The sequence below is a fragment of the Tritonibacter mobilis genome (assembly GCF_001681715.1).
Lineage (GTDB): Bacteria > Pseudomonadota > Alphaproteobacteria > Rhodobacterales > Rhodobacteraceae > Epibacterium > Epibacterium mobile.
Genome location: NZ_LNWY01000016.1, coordinates 13,130 through 32,202 on the forward strand (window position 1 = coordinate 13,130; position 19,073 = coordinate 32,202).

A 19,073-nucleotide genomic window follows, 5' to 3' on the forward strand; every position below is an offset into this window, starting at 1 on the left:
CTAGGGCGCAAGCACCAAGGCCCCCTCGCGCAATGCAGCCGTCAGCCCTTCGGGCGGCGGCGCGTTGCTCACCACATAGTCGGGATCACTCAGCCAGCCGCCCCGTGCCGGCGCGCGGCGCAGGAATTTGACCTGATCGAGCACCAACACCGAGTGCCGCGCATGGGTTTGCATCGCGGCCCGCGCGCGGGCCTCTTCTGTGCGAAAATCCAAGAGTGCCCCGTCCTCATCAACGCCCGCGACGCCAAAGACCGCAAAATCCACGCGGTAGGCGGCAAAGAACTCCGCCGCGGCGCTGCCCGATACGCTGCGGTCGCGCACAGAGCCGCCACAGATCGACAGGTTGATCTCTTCACAGGCCCATAGATGGCTCGCCGCCACGAGGTTGTTGGTGATCACGTCCCGCGCCCCGGCCCCTGCCAACAGCCGCGCAACCTCTGCCGGGGTGCTGCCAAGGCCAATGGAAACCGACGCCCCCGCCGGAATGAGCCGCAGCACCTCGCGCGCCAATGCGGCTTTCTCGTTTTGCTGTTCCACCGCCCGCGACGCATAGGGCCGCGCGCCATCATTGGGACGCACCCCACGATGCACCCGCATCAACAGCGCCCGGTCGCGCAGGTCGTTGACATCGCGGCGAATGGTCTGGGTGGTGACCTCGAACCGCTCCGCCAGATCCTCGATGGTGGCAAAGCCGCTTTGCTCCAGCAGACGCAGAATATCGCGCTGTCGGTCGCTCAGGTCGGTGGCATTCATCAGCGCGCTCCCCTGTTCATACGAACATCACCTTTGTAGGGGAGGCGGGATACTATGCAAGAAAACTCTGATCCTGAGGGGGTATTAGGCTCATTTGAGGTCTTGATGCGCACTCATATGAGCACGCCTTACCCCTCAATGCGGCCCCAGTCCTTGTCCTGCATCTCCCGCAGGCGCGAGGCGGTGCGCTCAAATTCAAAGGCCCCGTCGCCCTCCATATAGAGGAACTCCGGCTCTGCCGCCGCCGAGCAGATCAATCGCACCCGCGCCTCATAAAGCGCGTCGATCAATGTCACAAAGCGCTTGGCCTCGTTGAAGTTGTTGCGCCCCAGCGCCGGGATGTTTTCCAGCACCAGCACTTTGACCGCATCGGCCACCGCGAGATAATCGCCCGGCCCCAGCATGGTGCCGCAGAGGTCGTAAAACGTCGCCCGTGCCACCCCGTTGCGATAGGCGGGCAGGGTGACTTCGCGCCCTTTCACCGTCAGCACCAGCGGTTCTGCCGCACCGCCCGTGAGATCGCGCCAGATCTCTTCCATCTCGGCGCGCACCTCAGCGTTGAGGGGCGTGAAATAGACCCGAGAGCCGGTCAGGCGGTCCTGCCGGTAGTCCTTTGGGCTCACCATCTCATGCACCTGCATCTTGTCTTTGATGAGGTCGATAAACGGCAAAAACAGCTGCCGGTTCAGCCCGTTTTTATAAAGGTCATCCGGCACCCGGTTCGATGTGGTGACCACCACCACACCCGCCTCAAACAGCGCCTCAAACAGACGGCCCACGATCATTGCATCGGTGATATCGGTGATCTGCATCTCGTCAAACGCCAAGAGCCGCACCGAGGCCACCACATCCGCCACCACCGGCGCCAGTGCATCCTCGGTGCCCGCCTCGCGGGCGCGGTGCATCTTGGCGTGGATTTCCTGCATGAAGGCGTGAAAATGCACCCGACGGCTGGGGATGTCATCAAGGCTCTCGACAAAGAGATCCATCAGCATCGACTTGCCGCGCCCGACACCGCCCCACAGATAAAGCCCCTTGACCTCCGGTCGCACTGCCTTGCGAAACAGGCCACGTTTCACCGGCTCCGCGCGCAAGCCATCGGCAATCCGGTCAAACTCCGGCAACACCGCCTGCTGCGCGGGGTCCGGCTGGATGTGCCCGCTGTCTACACGGGCCTGATAGAGGTCAGTTATATGTGTCATGCCCCCAGCCATAGCCGGATGATTTTGCAAAGGAAAGCGTGGCATGCCCTGCCTCTGAACCTGATGGTTCAATTTTGCTTATGTGTGCATTCAAAACTCCTGAATTGACGCATCGGTTGCGATGGTCAAACTGGCCTTTCACCTTAGCGGAGCACCTCCATGGATCGTCCCACCCCTCTGTTTACCCCCGTCCTGATGGTGGGCTGTCTGATTATCATGGTGAGCTTTGCGGTGCGCGCCTCGTTTGGGGTGTTCCAGATCCCGATTGCCGAGGATTTTGGCTGGCTCCGGAGCGAATTTTCCCTCGCCATCGCCATCCAGAACCTCGCGTGGGGCATTGGTCAGCCGATCTTTGGTGCCATCGCCGAGAAGATTGGCGACCGTAAGGCGATCATTATCGGCGCGGTGATCTATGCGGCGGGCCTTGTGCTAAGCGCGGGCGCGACGACCCCAACGGAAATGCAGGCCTATGAATGGCTGGTGGGCTTTGGGGTTGCGGGCACGGGCTTTGGCGTGGTGCTGGCCGTGGTGGGGCGTGCCAGCTCGGACGAGAACCGCTCCATGTCGCTGGCGATTGTCACCGCAGCCGGGTCGGCAGGGCAGATCTTTGGCGCGCCCACGGCGGAATATATGCTGGGGCTGATGTCGTGGCAGACGGTGTTTTTGGTCTTTGCTGGCGTCGTTCTGGCGCTGATCCTGTCGCTGCCCCTGATGCGCGCGCCGGTCTCTGCGGGCAAGGCAGAGCTGGAGGAAAGCCTTGGCTCAATCCTCAAGAAAGCCTTTCGCGATCCGTCTTACACGCTGATTTTCCTCGGGTTTTTCTCCTGCGGCTATCAGCTGGCCTTTGTCACCGCGCATTTTCCGGCCTTTGTCACAGAGATGTGCGGGCCGATCATGCCGGGGGGCGTTCTGCATGGTATCGGGATCACCACCACCTCGGCGCTTGGGGCGGTGTCGATCTCGCTCATTGGTCTGGCGAATGTGGCGGGCACATTGCTCGCGGGCTGGGCGGGCAAGCATTATTCCAAGAAATACCTGCTCGCAGGCATCTACACTGCGCGTACCATCGTGGCGGGAGCTTTTATCTTGCTGCCGATCACGCCGCTTTCGGTGATCCTGTTCTCGGTGGCGATGGGCTCGCTGTGGCTGGCCACCGTGCCGCTCACCTCGGGGCTGGTCGCCCATATCTACGGCTTGCGTTACATGGGGACGCTTTATGGTATCGTGTTTCTCAGCCACCAGATCGGCGGGTTTCTGGGCGTGTGGCTTGGCGGGCGGATGTATGACATCTATGGCGACTACACGATGGTCTGGTGGATCGGCGTCGGCGTCGGTGCCTTCAGCGCCATTGTCCATCTGCCGGTGCGCGAGCGCCCCCTGCAGGCGGCAGCGGCCTGACCCTAAAGACCAAGCCGCTGATTTTCGTAGATAATGCGCGCAACTTCCTTGGGGTGGGTATAGACCACCTCATGGCCTGCGCCCTCAATCACATCCTGTTTGGCAGAACGGTTGATCTCTGCCAGCCGTCCGATGGTGTCGCAGGGGACGATCATGTCGTCCCGTCCCCAGATCGCCAGAACCGGCAGGCCTTGTTGGTTGAATGTCTTCTGCTCGGGCGCAAAATCCTCGCGTAGGATACCCTGCATCGCTGCCAGATTTGAGGGTGCATGCCCCTGCCTGCGGCTCTGCGCGCGTTGGGCCTTTTGCACCTCTTCCGGTGTGCGCGGATCGGCCAGCACCCGGTTCACATAGCGGCGGGCAACGATTGGATAAGACCAACGCAGCATCAGATTCTTGACCCCATGCGGACGCTTTCTGAACTGCGCCATTGGCCCACGCGGCTCGTGCAGGCCCACAGGGGTAATCAGGATCAAGCTGCGGATCCGCCAGACATTGGCGGCGGCATAGGCGGTCGCAATCGCGCCCCCCGCAGAATGCCCCACGAGGACAAAATCCTCCACGATCCCTTCAAAGGCGAGCAGATCATTCAACTGCTGCAGGAAAAACTCCCGGTCCTGAACGCCGGGCACGTAATCGGAATACCCCCGCCCATAGAGATCATAGAGCAGCACCCGATACCCCATCTCCGCCAATTGCTTGGCCAGCGGCAGGAAACTCTCTGATGGGGTGGTGATCCCATGCACGCAGACCACCACCGGTCCGCGCAACGGCCCAATCCAGCGGTAATGCGTCTGCCCTTGCGACAGTTCGGCAAAATCGCCCGGCGCATCCGATCGCATCGCCTCATTCAGCGGCCGCCGCAACGCTTCTTGCAATGCAGGCAGAAACAGCAGGGCGATCACAAGCAGGGCAGCGCAGAGGAACCAAATCATGTATTACGGGTCCAAAGATCCAGAATATGACGGCTGGTCATCAGGTCCAGATGAGCGCCCCCACCGTTTTTAAACAAGGTTATCGCCTCAGGGTTGTAGCCCGTAAATCTATCGATATTGTAAAAATCCGCCAAGACCTCCTCGCGGCGCAATGCCCCCGAGGCCAGCGGGATTTTAAACTCGCCGATATGGTCCAGCGTGGTGTCGAAACTGTCGCAATAGATCTGCGCGCGGTGGAGTGCGGCGTCATCGGCCTCGCGCATGTCCGGACGATACGCGCCAATCATATTAAGGTGCTGCCCCGGGCGCAGCCATTCCCCCCGGATTACCGGTTCGGTCGACATGGTGCAGGTCAGGATGATGTCCGCAGCCCCGACCGCCTGCGCCAAATCGGTGGCAACAGCAACCCCTGCATACTCCTGCGCCAGCGCCTCGGCCTTGGCGGTGGTGCGGTTCCAGATCCGGATCTGAGCGTCTGGCCACACCGCGGAGAACGCCTCGATCAGGCTGGCCGCCACGGTGCCTGCCCCCACGATCAGGATTTCCTTGGCGTTTGGGTTGGCCAGACGGCGCGCCCCCAAGAGGCTGTCGCCTGCGGTCTTCCACTTGGTCACCAGATGGAAATCCACCAGCGCCTCAGGCTGACCGGTTGCATCGTCAAAGAGGCTCACTGCGCCGTTGATCATCGGCACCTCTCGGGCGGGATTGTCCGGAAAGATCATCGCCGTTTTCACCGCGATCCCCAGCCCATCAATCCAGGCCGAACGCGACAGCAGCGTATCCTTGCCGCGATAGAGGAAGGTATCGCCCACCTCGGCCTTGGGGCGGCTGTGCCCCTCGGCCAGCGCATCCGTGAGCGCTACCCAATCGAGCAGCGCCTCGCCTTCGTCAAAACCGATCTGAGGCAGGCTCATCGGGCGTCCTCTTCGCTCAGCAGCCCTTCCTCCACCAGCCGCGCGGCCCATGTTTCCGGGTGGTCAAACAGATGGGTTTTCCAGCCCCGCACCGCCGCTGCGGTGATGTTTTCGGGGCGATCATCTGTAAACAACAGCTCCTCGGGGCGGCGTCCGGTGCCCTGTTCCAGATGCGCATAAATCTCCGCATCCGGTTTGATGCAGCGCAGATGCGCCGACACAAAGGCCTGATCGAACTCGCGCAGGAACGGATAATGGGTCTGCGCAATCACAAAGGTCTCTGCCCCGAAATTCGTCAGCGCATAGACCGGCACCCCCTTGGCCTTTAGCGCGCGCAGCAGCCGCACCGAATGGGGGATCTCGGGGCTGGCCATTTTGATCCAGCTGTCATGCCAATGGCGGATTTCCTCCGCCCACTCCGGGTGTTTTTCCGCCAGCCCATAGATCGTCTCGCGAAACGGATGGCCACGATCCACATCAAGGTTCGCCCCGTGCAGATCCACCTCCTTAAAGAGCGCATGGCGACGCGGCTCTCCAATCAACGTGTCAAAGAAGCGCTCAGGCTCCCATTCAATCAGAACACGACCAATATCAAAGACGACGGCGGTAACGGGCATAAGTTCAGGGCCTTTCTAGCCGGAGGAACGGGGACGCGGGCGCGGCGGTGGGCCGGGCGTGCGGGTCTCACGCCAAAGAGAAACAAGCCCCGCGCCGATAATCAAGGCCGAGCCAAGCCAAACCGAAGGTTCTGGCCATTCCGCAAAAACCAGTACCCCCCAAACCACAGCCAGCGGCATGGCGACATATTCAAACGGCGCCACCAGCCCGGCCTCGCACATGCGGTAGGCCTGACCGACCAGATAGCCCCCGATGGCACCGGACACGCCGGCAACGGCAAAAATCGCCCACTCGATGCCTTCGGGCCAGGCCCAGGGTTTTAGTACCACATCCAGCACCGGCGTGCCCGTGGCCCAGCCACCATGGCCAAACACCACTCCCGCCAGCGCGCTGATCACCAAAAACGCAAATGTTGGATAAAACGACAGCGTCGCGGCCTTGTCCGACCCGCCCGCCCGCCGCGTCAGGATGTGCAGCGTCGCATAGCCGCAAGAGCCAAAAAACGGCAGCAAAGCATAGGGCTGAAAGGCATCCAACCCCGGCTTCACAATCACCAAAATGCCGCTGAACCCCACCATGACCGCCCCCCAGCGCCACGGTCCGACGCGCTCCTTCAAAAACAGCACCGAAAGCAACGTCACGATCAGCGGTGTCGCAAAAGAGATCGCTATCGCCTCCGCCAGTGGCAAAACCGCAAGGCCCGAGAAAAAGCTGATATTGGCAAAAAGCACCGCAAGGCTGCGCATCAGATGCAGGCGGATGTTCTGTGTGCGCAGGATCTTATAGCCCCCCTCTAGGGGGATAATGATCACAAAGAGCAGCGACAACGCCACCACAGAGCGGATGAACACCATCTGATAGAGCGGATAGCCTTGGGAGAGGAACTTGAACGTGACATCAATGATGGAAAAGGACACCGCCGCACCGACAGCGGCAAGGATACCTAAAACATTGGAATTTATCAGTGATATACGCATCATGTGCACTCCCCGGAATGTTCTCGCGCAGGACTGCATTTGGGGCAATCAGAATGACACTGGGGTACAATTTTTACCCGATGTACCAATCCTGATTTCAGGCCCCCTCTTCTAACGCCAAATATCCCGGAGCGCGAGGCAGAGCCTCGCATCCCCGTTGCGCCCCAAGCGCACGCTTGGCTTATGAAATCCTAAACCCGCAAGGCTATTCTGGCCTGGATCGCGATCATCCGCCGGACTTAAAACCTTCGGCATCAGGAACCGGCTTCCCTTTCAGGGGGAGCAGTGCAGAGATAACGTTGAGCACGCGGGGGGATATCCCCGGCCACCTCCGCCTTTGTGGCGGCGCCGCCATCTTTATCCAGACCCTTTCGCCTGACGATCCGGGCAGACTTCGAAAGATCATATGCCCAGAGCGAGCAAATCAGCACAAGCGCACCGGATGCCATGGGGCAGGCCGGATATGTGTCGTGCCGTCTTTAGTCAGACCTCAGACCAGCACGGCAGAATGTCGCCCTCTGCCGGGGTCGCCTTGTAAACCGCGCGCGCAATCGCCCGTGCAAGACACAGCGAGCCTGCATGACACAGCGCCAGCATATCCGCCGCGGGATCATTGAACGGCTGCGCCCCGGTGGCCGCGGCAAAGACCAGATCCCCGTCATGTGGCCCGTGCGAGGGCAGAATGGCGCGCGCCATCCCGTCGTGGGCTGTGGTCGCCAAACGCTTAGCCTCAGCCTTTGTCAGCACCGCATCGGTGGCGACAATTGCAATGGTGGTGTTGGACCCCTCAGACGAGACCGCCTCGCCTGCAAGTGCGGCCATCGCCTCCATTTTGCGACTGCGCAGGCTGCGCCCGAGGCCCGCGCGGGGATCGGGGCCAAGCCCGCCAAACTCACCGTCGATCTCAAAAGGCGCTGCCCAGAAATGGCGCTCGCCCGGTGTGGTCACCGACCCGATCGGATTGACCACCACCAGCGCGCCGACCGTGTGGCCGCTCTCCAGCACCAGCGAGGCAGACCCAAGCCCGCCTTTCTGCATGCCCGTCAGCGCACCGGTGCCTGCGCCAATGCTGCCGAGGGCAAACTCCACGCCCGCATTGTCCAATGCCGCGCGTCCCAACGCCGGATAGGGGTTTTGCGTCCAGCCCTTATCGCCACCATTCAGCAGGTCAAAAATGATGGCCCCGGGCGAGATTGGCACAATCGCTGGACCCAGGCGGAAACCGCGCCCCATGGCACGCAGCCCGTCTACCACGCCCGAGCAGGCATCCAGCCCAAAGGCAGAGCCGCCGGATAAAACCAGCGCATCCACCGCCTGCACGGTTTTGTCGGGCGCGAGCAAATCGGTTTCACGCGTGCCGGGCGCCCCCCCCATCACATGCACCGCCGCTGTAAAGGGCTGATCCGCCGTCAGCACCGTGGTGCCGGACCTCAGCCGTGCATCCTGGGCATTGCCGACCTTCAGGCCAGCGACATCGGTGATCAGATTACGGGGACCGGGTTTCATGAGGGGCGTCCTGTCGTGATGAACGGTTATCAAGCGGAGCGCCCGTTCCGGGCGCGCAGGTTCAGCGCTGGCGCGCCGTTTGGCGTTTGGGGCAACTGTCCGCAGGTTGGCCCGCTAAACGCCCAGACGCAATTGCAAAATTCAGTCGCCGTCCACCCGCCCACGCATGGATTTCACCTCGGCGCGGGTTTTCTTGGCCTTGAGGCGGCGTTCAACACTGCCTCGGGTGGGTTTGGTGGCGATGCGGCGCTTGGGCTTTATCAAGGCGCGGCGGATCAGCTCGGCGAGGCGTTCGCGGATGATCTCGCGGTTGCGCGCCTGTGAGCGGGTCTCGTCACATTGCAGGATCAGCGCGCCGTCGTTGGTCCAGCGCCGCCCGGCAATGCGGCGCAGGCGGGTTTTGACCGGGCCGGGCAGATGCGGCGAGCGTTCTGCCTCAAAGCGCAGCTCGACAGCCGATGAAACCTTGTTGACGTTCTGCCCACCGGGGCCAGAAGCGCGCATGAAGCTTTCGGTCAGTTCCCAATCTTGCAGGGTAATATCGTCGTTTATGCGTAGCATGGGCGGACCATAGAGCATGTCGCGCAAAAGTGGGAACCGGTTTTGCGCAATCAGACATGCGTCATCCAGAAGAGCATGTCGTGCAAAAGTGGGAACCGGTTTTGCACCCCCCCCGGATTAGCGCTATCAGGGAAAGTGCATCTGACGCGGGACTGTGACCCCACTCTGTCAGCACCGCATCGCTCCAGAGCGCGGGGGCACTCACAATACACTGACCACGCACGGACCAGACACGGAAAAGGGCCGCTCCAGATGGCGCGGCCCTTCCGAAAGTCTATGAGAGCAAAGGCAGGTTAGGGTGCTGTCAGCGCTGTATCAGCCTGTGCAGACCCAGCCGGTTGGCTGCTGCCAGAGAGGGCTGCCTCAGTGGCGGACCGCTCCGGTGGTTGCTGCTCCTTGCTCCAATCCCTTTCTTGACACTGGATCACCTCCTTTTCTCACTGTTTCTGTTGCCGTCAGGTTGGCACGGAAAAGGCAGATCACCAAATGAAATCCGCGCGAAATCACGCCTCGGTGAGGTGAGATTGCGTCAAACGCGCAACAATCAGGCGGAAGGGGATCAGCGCGATCAGCGCCAGCGACAGCTTTACCAACCAGTCGGCCACGGCCAGAGATACCCAAAGTGGTGCAACCGGGCCTGCGCCCAAAAGCGGCAGCATCTCACCGGCCCAAGAGACGTCATTTGCTGGCTCGATGAAGGTCAGCGCGCCGGAAAAGGCGATGGTGAAGAAGATCGCGGTGTCGAGCGACGAACCGATCAGCGTGGAGGCCAGCGGCGCACGCCACCATTTGCCACCGCGCAGGCTGGCAAAGATCGCCACGTCCGAAAGCTGCGCCAGCAGGAACGCCAGACCGGAGGCAATGGCGATCCGCAGGGTCACCAGCGGGCCAAACTCGCCCATGATCTGCGTGCCAATGAGCGAACAGATCACGCCGACAACAAAACCGGCCAGCACGACCTTGCGCGCGGGGCCTGCGCCATAGACGCGGTTGGTCACGTCGGTGACGAGGAAGGCGATGGGATAGGTAAACGCGCCCCAGGTCAGCCAGTTGCCGAACAGGAATTGCACGAGGATGTTGGAGGCCACCACGACGGCAGCCATGGCGATAACGCCAGGAAGATAGGTGCGGGTCATGTATATTACCGTTTTTTAGACAAGGTCGCGGAGACTTGTGCGCCCCGGTCCGGAGCGCGAAAGATCGCTTCGTTTATGCAGATCCTAAGGCGAATGCAAGCGATTCCCCCTGTTTTTATGGGGCGATCCGCATCAGGGGCGGTCCGGCAGGTCGTATTCGACCAGTTCCGTGCGCTGCACCCAAAAGAAATTGTCATCCGAAATCATGGTCGCCCGCAGCGTGCCGGATGCGGTGCGCCAGACACTGACGCCTTCGAGATTGTCGTGCATGGCGAGGGGCGTATTCAGCAACACCTCTCCACCGCTCAGACCCTGATCCGACAGATCGAAACGGCGCAGGCGGCTGCGGAACCCGATGGTGATGAATTTGCGCTCCAGCACATATAGCGCGCCATCCGGGCCGAAATCAGCGCCAACCGGCAAAAACCCATCGCCTTCGGGATAGGCGCCAAGGGCCTGCCAGCCGGAGGGGGCGGACCAGCGCCAGACGCGCGAGGTATCCGGGTCTCTGGGCGCACTTTCAGAGATGACAATCAGCCCGTCATCGTCGCGATAGGCCAGTGCCTCGAGAGAGGAGTTGATATAGAAATGTTTGAAATCGCGCGGTGTTTCAAGCTGGCGCACCTGCGCGCCGCGATACTCCAGCACCCGATGCGGGCTTTCGAACGACACGAAATACCTGTCGCCACCGGTCAGCGCGAGGCCCTCGCTGTCCTCGACCTTATCGGCAATCGGCGCCCCATCCGCATCGCGCAGCCGGACATCTTCGGTCATCCGAACGCCCGTTATCGCTCCGTCAATGCGGGTGATCTCGCCTTTGACCATATGCGCGCGGTCGGTAATCGCGGTAAAGCGCTGGCCATCGTCACTCAGATCAATCCCCGAAAGCCCGCCAAACCATGCGGCGTCCTCCTGCCAGCGATAGCTGGAGACATAGGTCGCGCTATTGCTTTCGGCGTGGGTCACTTTCCAGACGGTGGATGCCGCCCATGCCGCCGCGCAGAGCGCGACGATCAGGGCAGCAGAAAGCGAGGCTAGTCGGACGAGAGAACGGCGGCGCATTGTTGTGGAAGATCCGATAGGGTGTAGTCCCTGCGCGGTCTAGGCTTTGGCGCGTTCGGGTCAACCGGTTTTGGCGGCGGAGGGTTAAGGATGTTGGCCACCCACTCGCGGGCGTCATCACAGCCATCGCCGCGGGGAGGCGGATCCTGCTCGACGCACCCACGGGTGCCTTTGGGGCAATTGAGCCGCACATGGAAGTGATAGTGATGCCCCCACCATGGCCGAATTTTGCGCAGATAGCTGCGGTCCCCTTTCTCCGTGTCGCACAATTTGACCTTGGCGCCGGGGAAGACAAAGATCCGCGCGACACGCGGGTCCGATGCAGCGGCTTTCAGAATGGCGTGGTGCTGGGCGCTCCAATTGGAGTTCACATAGGCCCCGCTGGCGCGCCGCAAGGAAATAGACGAGATGTTTTCGCGGGCCTCGCGGCTCAGATCGAGCCGATCCGGCGGCAGCATCCAGATATCGGCATCCAGACCGATCTGGTGGCTGCGGTGCCCGGACAGCATCGGCCCACCGCGCGGCTGGCTGATGTCACCGACATAGAGCCCCTTCCAGCCCGGCTGACGCGCGGCAAAACGGCTTAGATCCTGAATGAAATCAATGACCTCAGGATGCCCCCAATTGCGATTGCGGCTGAGGCGCATGGCCTGCCACGTGGGGCCGGTCTCGGGCAATTGCGCAGCACCGGCGACGCAGCCTTTGGAATACGATCCATAAGGCGCCGGGCGCTGGGCAGAGGCGGAGCGTTTCGCACCGAACAATTGCTTGGCAAGCGCGGTGGAGTTCACCGCCTTATTGGCGAATGTGGAAACCGATGTGGGCTGGCTTTTTTGTTCCGGGGCACATGCACCCAGCACAAAAGCCGCCAATGCTATCTGTATGAAAAACCTCAAACCTGATCTCCTTCACCATCGACCCGAGACAATAACAACAGACCAAGGGCAAAGAGCGCAATCACCGGTGTAATGCCAAGGCGCGCACTGCCCGTAAGTGTTGTCATAAGGCCGATCAACGCAGGCGCTAAAAACGCTGTGGCTCGGCCGGAAAGCCCATAAAGACCAAAGGCTTCGGTGGCGGTTTCCGGGGTTGTGTGACGCACCATCAGGGTGCGGCTGGTGGCCTGCAAGATTCCGCCGAAACCACCGATCAGCACGCCGCACGCAAAAAAGACCTGATCCGGCAGGCTCGATCCTTCTGCCAAAGCGACGCCAAAGATCTGCGTGCGCGACATATTGACGACGATCAGGCAGACGAGGCTCAGCACCAGAATGGCCGTGATAATCACCGGTTTGGGGCCAAAGCGTTTGTCGGCAAGCCCACCCGCCCAGCTGAACAGCGCGGCAGAGATCGCGGCGATAATGCCGAAGATGCCGATCTGGGTGATCGACCAATCGAGCACCAACCCAGCATAGACGCCGCCAAACCCATAAAGCCCATTCAGCGCATCGCGATACAGCATCGAGGACACCAGATAGCTGGTGAGGCTCTTGCGATGTTTCAGCCCCTTGACGGAGGCGACCACCATCGACACCGCCCGACCAAGGCTTGCGCTGCCGCGTCGGGGACCGCGTGGGTCGCGTACCCATGCAAAATAGGGGATCATAAAGAGCGCAAACCAGATCGCCACAAAGGGCCCCACCGCGCGGGTGCCCTCGCGGGCGCTGGCGTCGAGGCCGAGAATGGGGTCAAGGCCGATCAGCGTCTTGCCGCTGTCCTGTTCGACGAACAACAACAGCATGATAAACAGCGCAATCACCCCGCCGAGGTAGCCAAAGGCGAACCCCGAGCCTGACACCTGTCCGACCTCTTCTTTGCTTCCGAGCGAGGGCAGCTGCGCATTGACAAAGATCAGCGCAAACTCCGCGCCGATAAAGCCCACGCCGAAACTAATGAGCATCCACCACAGGTTGCTGCCCGCCGGGTCCATGAACCACAGCCCCGCCGAGCCCGCCACATAGGCCACGGAAAATCCGATGATCCACGGCAGTTTGCGCCCGGCAATATCGGCCAGCGCCCCAAGGAAGGGCGCCGAGAGACCGATAATCAGCCCGGTGATCGTAAGGCAGAGCGACCAGCTCGATTGCGCCTGTGCGCGGGCGGCCTCGCCGCTCAGGCCCGAGGCAAGGAAATATTCGGTCGCGGTTGCCGCAAAGAACGGGCCAAAGACGAATGTCACCAGCAGCGTGTGATACGGCTGGCTGGCCCAGTCGAAAAACCACCAGCCCCAGATGCGTTTTCGCAGGGAAATGCCCTGTGCTGCCGAAAGGTCTGCCATAACTGCCCTCAAATGCCTCAATGCACTGTTTGGTCTAGCTATGGCAGGGGTCAGGAGGCGCTTGCAAGCCTCACGTCGTCTCTCCCGGCATCTTCATCCGCCATCGGCGGCCAGGGGCGTTTGTCTTCCGCATCGCACCACGCCTGCACCCAATCGGGCAGGGTGGGGCTATTGATGTCCTGTTTCCATGCCTTGATGACACGTTCGGGTGGCACGATGCCGTTATTGTCGGTCACCACCGTGCGCAAGAGTGCGTGGTTGGCGCAGTCGCCGTTCGCCTTCCACATACCCTGTTCCACGTAGATAAAGCGCGCGTCCCAGCCGATGGCGCGGCTTTTCATCTCAAACCGTTCAAAGGCTTTGATGCGGCGGCGATAGCGGATCGAGGTGCCCGCCACAGCCACGGCCCAGCCTTCACGTTTCAACACTCCGGCAAGCCCGGTGCGCAGGGTCAGCATTGTGCGCCCCAAATCATAAAGCGTCAGCGTGCGGCCATTGTTCAGCTCCATCCAGATGTCGATATCCCACGGCCAGCAGTGATGGCGCGACACATGGGTGTCGAGCGGTGCAAGGCGCGGCTGGCGGCTGGCTATCACGGCATCTTTTAACAGGCGGACTATCGGGTACATCTGAACGCTCCGGTTTACATCACCCCTACATGCCACCTGTTCACCACACGTCAACCTAAGACCTTGCGGAAGGGTTGCGAAATCTGCGCGTCACGCCTACCTGTTGTGCGGTTCGAAAGAGGAAAGTTCAAAGATGCAGTCGCTGTTTCAAATTCTGATGCTGGTTCTGGACATTGTCTGGTTCTTCATCATTGCCCATGTGATCATGAGCTGGCTGATCAATTTCCAGGTGCTGAACCTGAACCAACAGTTCGTGGCGCAGATCTGGTATGGCTTGAACCGTATTCTTGAGCCGATCTACGCGCCGGTGCGCCGCATTCTGCCTAATATGCAGGGGTTGGATCTGGCCCCGCTGGTGGTGCTGATCGGTGTCTATGCGCTGCGCATCATTTTGGTGAACAACGCGGCGATCTTCTACTAGTGCCTGCGCCAATTGACCGCTGCAGCCCGCGGCGGGTCTTGCCCCCCGATTCCAGCTGTGGGATTGTGCCGCTCATAACCTGAGCAGACCAACCCACAGGCCCCCTATGCACGACGCAATCCCCCTGTTGCGCGATATCTTTGGATTCGACGGCTTTCGCCCCGGACAGGAAGAGATCGTCGACGCCGTGAGCGCAGGCGAAAACGTGCTGGCGATCATGCCCACGGGGGGCGGCAAATCCCTGTGTTTCCAACTGCCTGCGCTCAGGCGGCAGGGCATCACAGTGGTGATTTCGCCGCTCATTGCGTTGATGCGCGATCAGGTCCGCGCCTTGCAGGAGGCCGGGGTCTGTGCCGGGGCGCTCACCTCTGGTAATACCGAGGAAGAGACCGAGGCGGTCTGGAACGCGATCGAGGCGGGCCAGCTGAAGCTGTTGTACATGGCGCCCGAGCGGCTGGCCGCAGGCAGCGCCATGGGGATGCTGCGCCGCATTGGCGTGTCGTTGATCGCGGTGGACGAGGCGCATTGCGTCAGCCAATGGGGCCATGATTTCCGCCCGGACTACCTGCGCATCGGCGAGCTGCGTCGCGCGCTGGGCGTGCCGCTGGCGGCCTTTACCGCGACGGCGGATCAGGAAACCCAGCAAGAGATCATCCAGAAGCTCTTTGATGGTGAGGCCCCGCGCGCCTTTTTGCGCGGTTTTGACCGGCCTAACATTCACCTCGCCTTTGCCGCCAAGGACAGCCCGCGCAAACAGATTTTGGAGTTTGCCGACGCGCGGCGTGGCCAGTCGGGCATTGTCTATTGCGGCACCCGCGCCAAGACCGAGGACATCGCCCGCGCGCTGGAGGCCTCGGGCCATGTGGCGTGTCACTATCACGGCGGTATGGAGGCCGAGGACCGCCGCATCGTGGAAACCCGCTTTGCGCGCGAGGACGGGCTGATCGTGGTGGCCACGGTGGCCTTTGGCATGGGGATCGACAAGCCCGACATTCGCTGGGTGGCCCATGCGGATCTGCCCAAAAGCATCGAGGCCTATTATCAGGAAATTGGCCGCGCCGGGCGGGATGGGGCACCGGCCGAGACGATGACGCTGTTTGGTCCCGAAGACATCCGCCTGCGCCGCAACCAGATTGACGAAGGCCTTGCACCTGCGGAGCGGCGCGGCGCGGATCATGCACGGCTCAACGCATTGCTGGGACTGGCGGAGGCGATGACCTGTCGCCGCCAGACCTTGCTGGGGTATTTCGGCGAAGAGGCGCAGCCCTGCGGCAATTGCGATCTCTGTGATGTGCCGGTCGAGACGTTTGACGGCACCACCGCCGTGCGAAAGGCGCTCTCGGCCATTCTGCGCACCGAGGAGACTTATGGCGCGGGGCATCTCATTGATATTCTGATCGGCAACGCCAATGACCGCGTGCGCCAGAAGGGGCATGACGATCTGTCGGTCTTTGCCTGCGGACGCGAGCATTCAAAGCCCGAGTGGCAGGCGATTTTCCGGCAGATGATGGGGCGCGATCTGGTGCGGCCGGACCCGGAGCGCCACGGGGCCCTGCGCATGACCGAACCGGCGCTGCCGATCCTGCGCGGCGAGGACAGCATCACCCTGCGCAAGGACACCATCAAATCCGCCACCCGCCGCCCAGCGGTCAAGGCGCTGGTCTCGGATGAGGATGCGCCCCTCTTGTCGGCGCTGAAGGCCAAGCGGCGTGCCCTCGCCGAGGCGCAAAAAGTCCCGGCCTATGTGATCTTTCCCGACCGCACATTGATCGAGATGGCGGAAAAACGCCCGCAAAGCCTAGATGAGATGGCGCGCATTTCCGGCGTTGGGGCAAAGAAACTGGACCGCTACGGCGATGAATTCCTCGGGGTGATTACCGGCGAGGCCGAAGCGCTGCACCCGGCGCGGCGCAAGCTCGCTGGGCGGGCGCAGGGGTCAATTTACGATACACTTCTGGAGGTGCAGGCGCGGCTGCAACGCGGCGAATGCGGCACCCAGAAGCCGCTGACCTGTTCGGCCTCGCAACTGGCCAAGGTGGCGCAGATGCGCAGTGACGATGAGACGGGGCTGGAGCGGCTGCTGGGGGAGCGCCGCGCGCAACGCTTCGCCTCGGCGTTTCTGGATGTCTTGCGCGGCGCGGGATAGGGCGTCGCCCAGAATTGACAGGGGCCTGCCGCAGCAGTGCTTGGCACCCGTGCGAATTGCGTTACAACTCTGTGCAAAAGCGATCCCGAAGGAGTGCAGCCGTTGATCATTATCGTGTCCCCCGCAAAGAAACTGAACGAAGAGCGTGCGCGTGGTCATGCGCAAACGGTGCCGCGTTTCCTTGATGAGGCGGCAGAACTGGCCGCAGTGGCCCGTGAGTGGTCCGAGGATGAGATCGCCAAATTGATGGGGATCAGTGCGACGCTTGCCAAGCTCAATAAAGAACGGTTTCAGGCGTGGAATGGCGACGGGACCTGCGCGGCGGGGCTGATGTTTGACGGTGACGTTTACAAGGAACTGGAGCCAGCCACATTTGACGATGTGACCAAGGACGCCGCACAGCGGCGGCTGCGCATTCTTTCGGGGCTATACGGGCTGTTGCGTCCCACGGATGCTATCGAGGCCTATCGCCTTGAAATGGGGCGCAAAACACCGGGACACTCGGCCGGGACGCTCTATGGGTTCTGGGGCGATAAGATTGCTGCCGCCATCGTGGAGGATACCCGCGAACTGGGCGCGGACAGCGTTCTCAATCTCGCTTCAGAGGAATATGCCAAGGCGGTGCCTCCCAAAGCGCTGGGCGATCTGACGCTGATCAGCCCGCGCTTTGAGGAGGAGCGCGGCGGCAGCCGTAAAGTGATCGGCATTGCCGCCAAACGGGCGCGTGGCGCAATGGCGCGCTGGGTGCTGGAGAATGGCATCACTGAGGCCGATGATCTGAAGGGGTTCACGGTTGGGGGCTATGCGTTTGATGCGGATGTCTCGCAGCCGCAGCGCCCGATTTTTGTGCGGAGCTGATCCGTGGACGATCTCGACCGCCGGATCATCGCGGCCTTGCAGCACAACGCGCGTGAATCCACCACCAAACTGGCGGCAAAGCTGGGGGTGGCGCGCACCACAGTGCATGAGCGGATCACCCGGCTGGAGGAGCGCGGCATCATCGCGGGCTATACCGTGGTGCTGCGCGATCCCGACGAGGGCAACCGGGTCATGGTGGTGGTGCTGTTGGAAGTGCAGCAAAAGGAAACCGGCCGCATTATCAAGCGGCTGGAGGCCTACCCGGAAATTCGCCAGTGCCTGTCGATCAATGGCGAATACGATCTGATGGTCTCGGCCGAGGCGCCACGGATCGAGGATCTGGACATTCTGGTCGATGAGGTGGGCCGCATTCCGGGCGTGCAGCGTACCAATACGCTGGTGGTCTTTGGCCGCCGTATTGATCGCGTTTGAACGATATGACGATTGATCCGTCATTTTGGCGCGATTTTACGTCATTCCGACAATCCTGACCCTACAAAACGGACAATTGAACCTGCACGCTGGTCTCAAAGAGGAGGTGCAGGTCACATGCAATGGAACATCTGTGTCGTGGGCGCGGGCAAGATCGGTCAGGCGATTGCCACGTTTCTGAAAACATCCGCCAATTATCAGGTCACGCTTGCGGATCATGATCTGAACGCGCTGAGCGCGGTTGCGGATCTGGGCGTGCCGACCCGGCAGATCGACGCCAAAGATCCGGTGGATCTGGCTAAGGGGCTTCAGGGCTTTGACGCGGTGATTTCTGCCGCGCCGTTCTTTTTGACGCCAATGATAGCTGAGGCCGCCAAAACGGCGGGCGCGCATTATTTCGACCTCACCGAGGATGTGGCCGCAACCGATGCGGTGCGCAAACTGGCCGAAGGCAGCAAGACGGTGTTCATGCCCCAAAGCGGCCTTGCGCCCGGCTTTGTGGGCATCGCGGGCGCGTCACTGGCGGCAGAATTCGACGAGCTGGACAGCCTGCACATGCGGGTGGGCGCGCTGCCGAAGTTTCCGACCAACGCGTTGAAATATAACCTCACATGGTCCACCGACGGGCTGATCAATGAGTATTGCAACCCCTGCGATGCCATTGTGAATGGCGCGCGCACCAAGACCGCGCCGCTCGAAGATTACGAGCGTCTGAGCCTGGATGGGGTGGAGTATGAGTGCTTCAACACCTCGGGCGGGCTTGGCACCTTGCCGGAGACGCTCGACGGGAAGGCGCGGGCGGTCTCTTATCGGTCGATCCGCTATCCCGGCCACTGCGACATCCTGAAAATGCTGCTGCATGATCTGGGGCTGGAGCGCCGCCGCGACCTGATGAAAGAGATTTTCGAGAGCGCATTGCCGCGCACCGATCAGGACGTGGTGCTGGTCTATTGCACCGCGCGGGGCCGCATCAATGGCGAGCTGCGTGAAAAGAGCCTGATCAACAAGAGCTATTCCCGTCAGATCGGCGGCAAGACATGGAGCGCGATCCAGGTGACCACCACCGCAGGCGTTCTGGGTGTGGTGGATCTGGTGCGGCGCGGCGAGCTGCCCACCAGCGGCTTTGTGCGTCAGGAGCAGGTGAACCTTCAGGCGTTCCTTGAGACCGAATTCGGCCAGCTCTACCGGGCGGGCGACATTGATCACATGACAGATACAACAAAATTGGCAGCTGAGTGATGAAAGAC

General features: G+C 61.5%; 19 protein-coding genes. 6 read left to right on the top strand and 13 right to left on the bottom strand.

What is annotated here, in order from left to right:
- Both UB90_RS15530 and zapE read right to left on the bottom strand, forming a co-directional pair.
- Positions 1-753: a DeoR/GlpR family DNA-binding transcription regulator gene (locus UB90_RS15530; RefSeq protein ID WP_065326355.1), complete on the bottom strand. Its 753-nt coding sequence runs from the start codon at positions 751-753 to the stop codon at positions 1-3.
- A gap of 128 nt (positions 754-881) precedes the next feature.
- Positions 882-1,955 (bottom strand): cell division protein ZapE, encoded by a 1,074-nt coding sequence (gene zapE, locus UB90_RS15535; protein ID WP_065332040.1) that lies wholly within the window; start codon positions 1,953-1,955, stop codon positions 882-884.
- 159 nt (positions 1,956-2,114) lie between these two features.
- Here zapE and UB90_RS15540 point away from each other — a divergent pair, with 159 nt between their 5' ends.
- Positions 2,115-3,353 carry an MFS transporter gene (locus tag UB90_RS15540; protein ID WP_005620102.1) on the top strand — a complete coding sequence of 413 codons (1,239 nt, stop codon included), beginning with the start codon at positions 2,115-2,117 and terminating at the stop codon, positions 3,351-3,353.
- A gap of 2 nt (positions 3,354-3,355) precedes the next feature.
- On the opposite strand, the gene UB90_RS15545 is transcribed toward UB90_RS15540, so the two are convergent.
- The 11 genes from UB90_RS15545 to UB90_RS15600 form a co-directional block, all read right to left on the bottom strand.
- Positions 3,356-4,288, bottom strand: coding sequence for an alpha/beta fold hydrolase (locus tag UB90_RS15545; protein ID WP_065326354.1), 933 nt, complete (start codon positions 4,286-4,288; stop codon positions 3,356-3,358).
- Positions 4,285-5,202, bottom strand: a complete 918-nt coding sequence (locus UB90_RS15550; RefSeq protein WP_065326353.1) for an ornithine cyclodeaminase family protein — start codon at positions 5,200-5,202, stop codon at positions 4,285-4,287. Before UB90_RS15550 ends, UB90_RS15545 begins: the two co-directional genes overlap by 4 nt.
- Positions 5,199-5,819 carry an HAD family hydrolase gene (locus tag UB90_RS15555; protein ID WP_065326352.1) on the bottom strand — a complete coding sequence of 207 codons (621 nt, stop codon included), beginning with the start codon at positions 5,817-5,819 and terminating at the stop codon, positions 5,199-5,201. Before UB90_RS15555 ends, UB90_RS15550 begins: the two co-directional genes overlap by 4 nt.
- Before the next feature lie 15 nt (positions 5,820-5,834).
- Positions 5,835-6,800, bottom strand: coding sequence for a DMT family transporter (locus UB90_RS15560; protein ID WP_204161380.1), 966 nt, complete (start codon positions 6,798-6,800; stop codon positions 5,835-5,837).
- A gap of 480 nt (positions 6,801-7,280) precedes the next feature.
- Complete coding sequence (locus tag UB90_RS15570; protein WP_065326351.1) at positions 7,281-8,303, bottom strand: P1 family peptidase; 1,023 nt, start codon at positions 8,301-8,303, stop codon at positions 7,281-7,283.
- A gap of 141 nt (positions 8,304-8,444) precedes the next feature.
- Positions 8,445-8,864, bottom strand: coding sequence for an alternative ribosome rescue aminoacyl-tRNA hydrolase ArfB (gene arfB, locus UB90_RS15575; protein ID WP_039983379.1), 420 nt, complete (start codon positions 8,862-8,864; stop codon positions 8,445-8,447).
- Between the two features lie 503 nt (positions 8,865-9,367).
- The gene (locus tag UB90_RS15580; RefSeq protein WP_065326350.1) at positions 9,368-10,000 is read right to left on the bottom strand and encodes a queuosine precursor transporter; all 633 of its coding nucleotides are present in this window, start codon (positions 9,998-10,000) and stop codon (positions 9,368-9,370) included.
- Positions 10,001-10,132: 132 nt separating this feature from the next.
- Positions 10,133-11,062: an esterase-like activity of phytase family protein gene (locus tag UB90_RS15585; protein ID WP_065326349.1), complete on the bottom strand. Its 930-nt coding sequence runs from the start codon at positions 11,060-11,062 to the stop codon at positions 10,133-10,135.
- The gene (mepA, locus tag UB90_RS15590) at positions 11,035-11,958 is read right to left on the bottom strand and encodes a penicillin-insensitive murein endopeptidase (RefSeq protein WP_065332039.1); all 924 of its coding nucleotides are present in this window, start codon (positions 11,956-11,958) and stop codon (positions 11,035-11,037) included. Before mepA ends, UB90_RS15585 begins: the two co-directional genes overlap by 28 nt.
- The gene (locus UB90_RS15595; protein ID WP_065326347.1) at positions 11,955-13,340 is read right to left on the bottom strand and encodes an MFS transporter; all 1,386 of its coding nucleotides are present in this window, start codon (positions 13,338-13,340) and stop codon (positions 11,955-11,957) included. Before UB90_RS15595 ends, mepA begins: the two co-directional genes overlap by 4 nt.
- A 50-nt stretch (positions 13,341-13,390) precedes the next feature.
- Positions 13,391-13,969: an acyl-CoA thioesterase gene (locus UB90_RS15600; protein ID WP_065326346.1), complete on the bottom strand. Its 579-nt coding sequence runs from the start codon at positions 13,967-13,969 to the stop codon at positions 13,391-13,393.
- Between the two features lie 133 nt (positions 13,970-14,102).
- On the opposite strand from UB90_RS15600, the gene UB90_RS15605 reads away from it, so the two are divergent.
- From UB90_RS15605 to UB90_RS15625, 5 genes are all read left to right on the top strand, one after another.
- Positions 14,103-14,390, top strand: a complete 288-nt coding sequence (locus tag UB90_RS15605; RefSeq protein WP_005653999.1) for a YggT family protein — start codon at positions 14,103-14,105, stop codon at positions 14,388-14,390.
- 106 nt (positions 14,391-14,496) lie between these two features.
- Positions 14,497-16,536 (top strand): DNA helicase RecQ, encoded by a 2,040-nt coding sequence (recQ, locus tag UB90_RS15610; RefSeq protein WP_065326345.1) that lies wholly within the window; start codon positions 14,497-14,499, stop codon positions 16,534-16,536.
- 102 nt (positions 16,537-16,638) lie between these two features.
- A complete protein-coding gene (locus tag UB90_RS15615) occupies positions 16,639-17,394 on the top strand; it encodes a YaaA family protein (RefSeq protein ID WP_065326344.1) in 756 nt (251 codons plus the stop codon).
- Positions 17,395-17,397: 3 nt separating this feature from the next.
- Entirely contained in the window at positions 17,398-17,826 is a 429-nt protein-coding gene (locus tag UB90_RS15620) for an Lrp/AsnC family transcriptional regulator (RefSeq protein ID WP_065326343.1), read from the top strand.
- A 117-nt stretch (positions 17,827-17,943) separates the two neighbouring features.
- Positions 17,944-19,065 carry a saccharopine dehydrogenase family protein gene (locus tag UB90_RS15625; RefSeq protein WP_065326342.1) on the top strand — a complete coding sequence of 374 codons (1,122 nt, stop codon included), beginning with the start codon at positions 17,944-17,946 and terminating at the stop codon, positions 19,063-19,065.
- Positions 19,066-19,073: the final 8 nt, after the last annotated feature.

Excerpts from the sequence above, each read along its gene's own strand:
- UB90_RS15560 (WP_204161380.1), bottom strand. The coding sequence starts at position 6,800 with ATGATGCGTATATCACTGATAAATTCCAATGTTTTAGGTATCCTTGCC.
- UB90_RS15605 (WP_005653999.1), top strand. The coding sequence starts at position 14,103 with ATGCAGTCGCTGTTTCAAATTCTGATGCTGGTTCTGGACATTGTCTGG.
- UB90_RS15580 (WP_065326350.1), bottom strand. The coding sequence starts at position 10,000 with ATGACCCGCACCTATCTTCCTGGCGTTATCGCCATGGCTGCCGTCGTG.
- UB90_RS15550 (WP_065326353.1), bottom strand. The coding sequence starts at position 5,202 with ATGAGCCTGCCTCAGATCGGTTTTGACGAAGGCGAGGCGCTGCTCGAT.
- UB90_RS15530 (WP_065326355.1), bottom strand. The coding sequence starts at position 753 with ATGAATGCCACCGACCTGAGCGACCGACAGCGCGATATTCTGCGTCTG.
- arfB (WP_039983379.1), bottom strand. The coding sequence starts at position 8,864 with ATGCTACGCATAAACGACGATATTACCCTGCAAGATTGGGAACTGACC.
- UB90_RS15585 (WP_065326349.1), bottom strand. The coding sequence starts at position 11,062 with ATGCGCCGCCGTTCTCTCGTCCGACTAGCCTCGCTTTCTGCTGCCCTG.
- UB90_RS15600 (WP_065326346.1), bottom strand. The coding sequence starts at position 13,969 with ATGTACCCGATAGTCCGCCTGTTAAAAGATGCCGTGATAGCCAGCCGC.
- UB90_RS15625 (WP_065326342.1), top strand. The coding sequence starts at position 17,944 with ATGCAATGGAACATCTGTGTCGTGGGCGCGGGCAAGATCGGTCAGGCG.
- UB90_RS15570 (WP_065326351.1), bottom strand. The coding sequence starts at position 8,303 with ATGAAACCCGGTCCCCGTAATCTGATCACCGATGTCGCTGGCCTGAAG.
- UB90_RS15595 (WP_065326347.1), bottom strand. The coding sequence starts at position 13,340 with ATGGCAGACCTTTCGGCAGCACAGGGCATTTCCCTGCGAAAACGCATC.
- UB90_RS15555 (WP_065326352.1), bottom strand. The coding sequence starts at position 5,819 with ATGCCCGTTACCGCCGTCGTCTTTGATATTGGTCGTGTTCTGATTGAA.
- recQ (WP_065326345.1), top strand. The coding sequence starts at position 14,497 with ATGCACGACGCAATCCCCCTGTTGCGCGATATCTTTGGATTCGACGGC.
- UB90_RS15540 (WP_005620102.1), top strand. The coding sequence starts at position 2,115 with ATGGATCGTCCCACCCCTCTGTTTACCCCCGTCCTGATGGTGGGCTGT.
- zapE (WP_065332040.1), bottom strand. The coding sequence starts at position 1,955 with ATGACACATATAACTGACCTCTATCAGGCCCGTGTAGACAGCGGGCAC.
- UB90_RS15545 (WP_065326354.1), bottom strand. The coding sequence starts at position 4,288 with ATGATTTGGTTCCTCTGCGCTGCCCTGCTTGTGATCGCCCTGCTGTTT.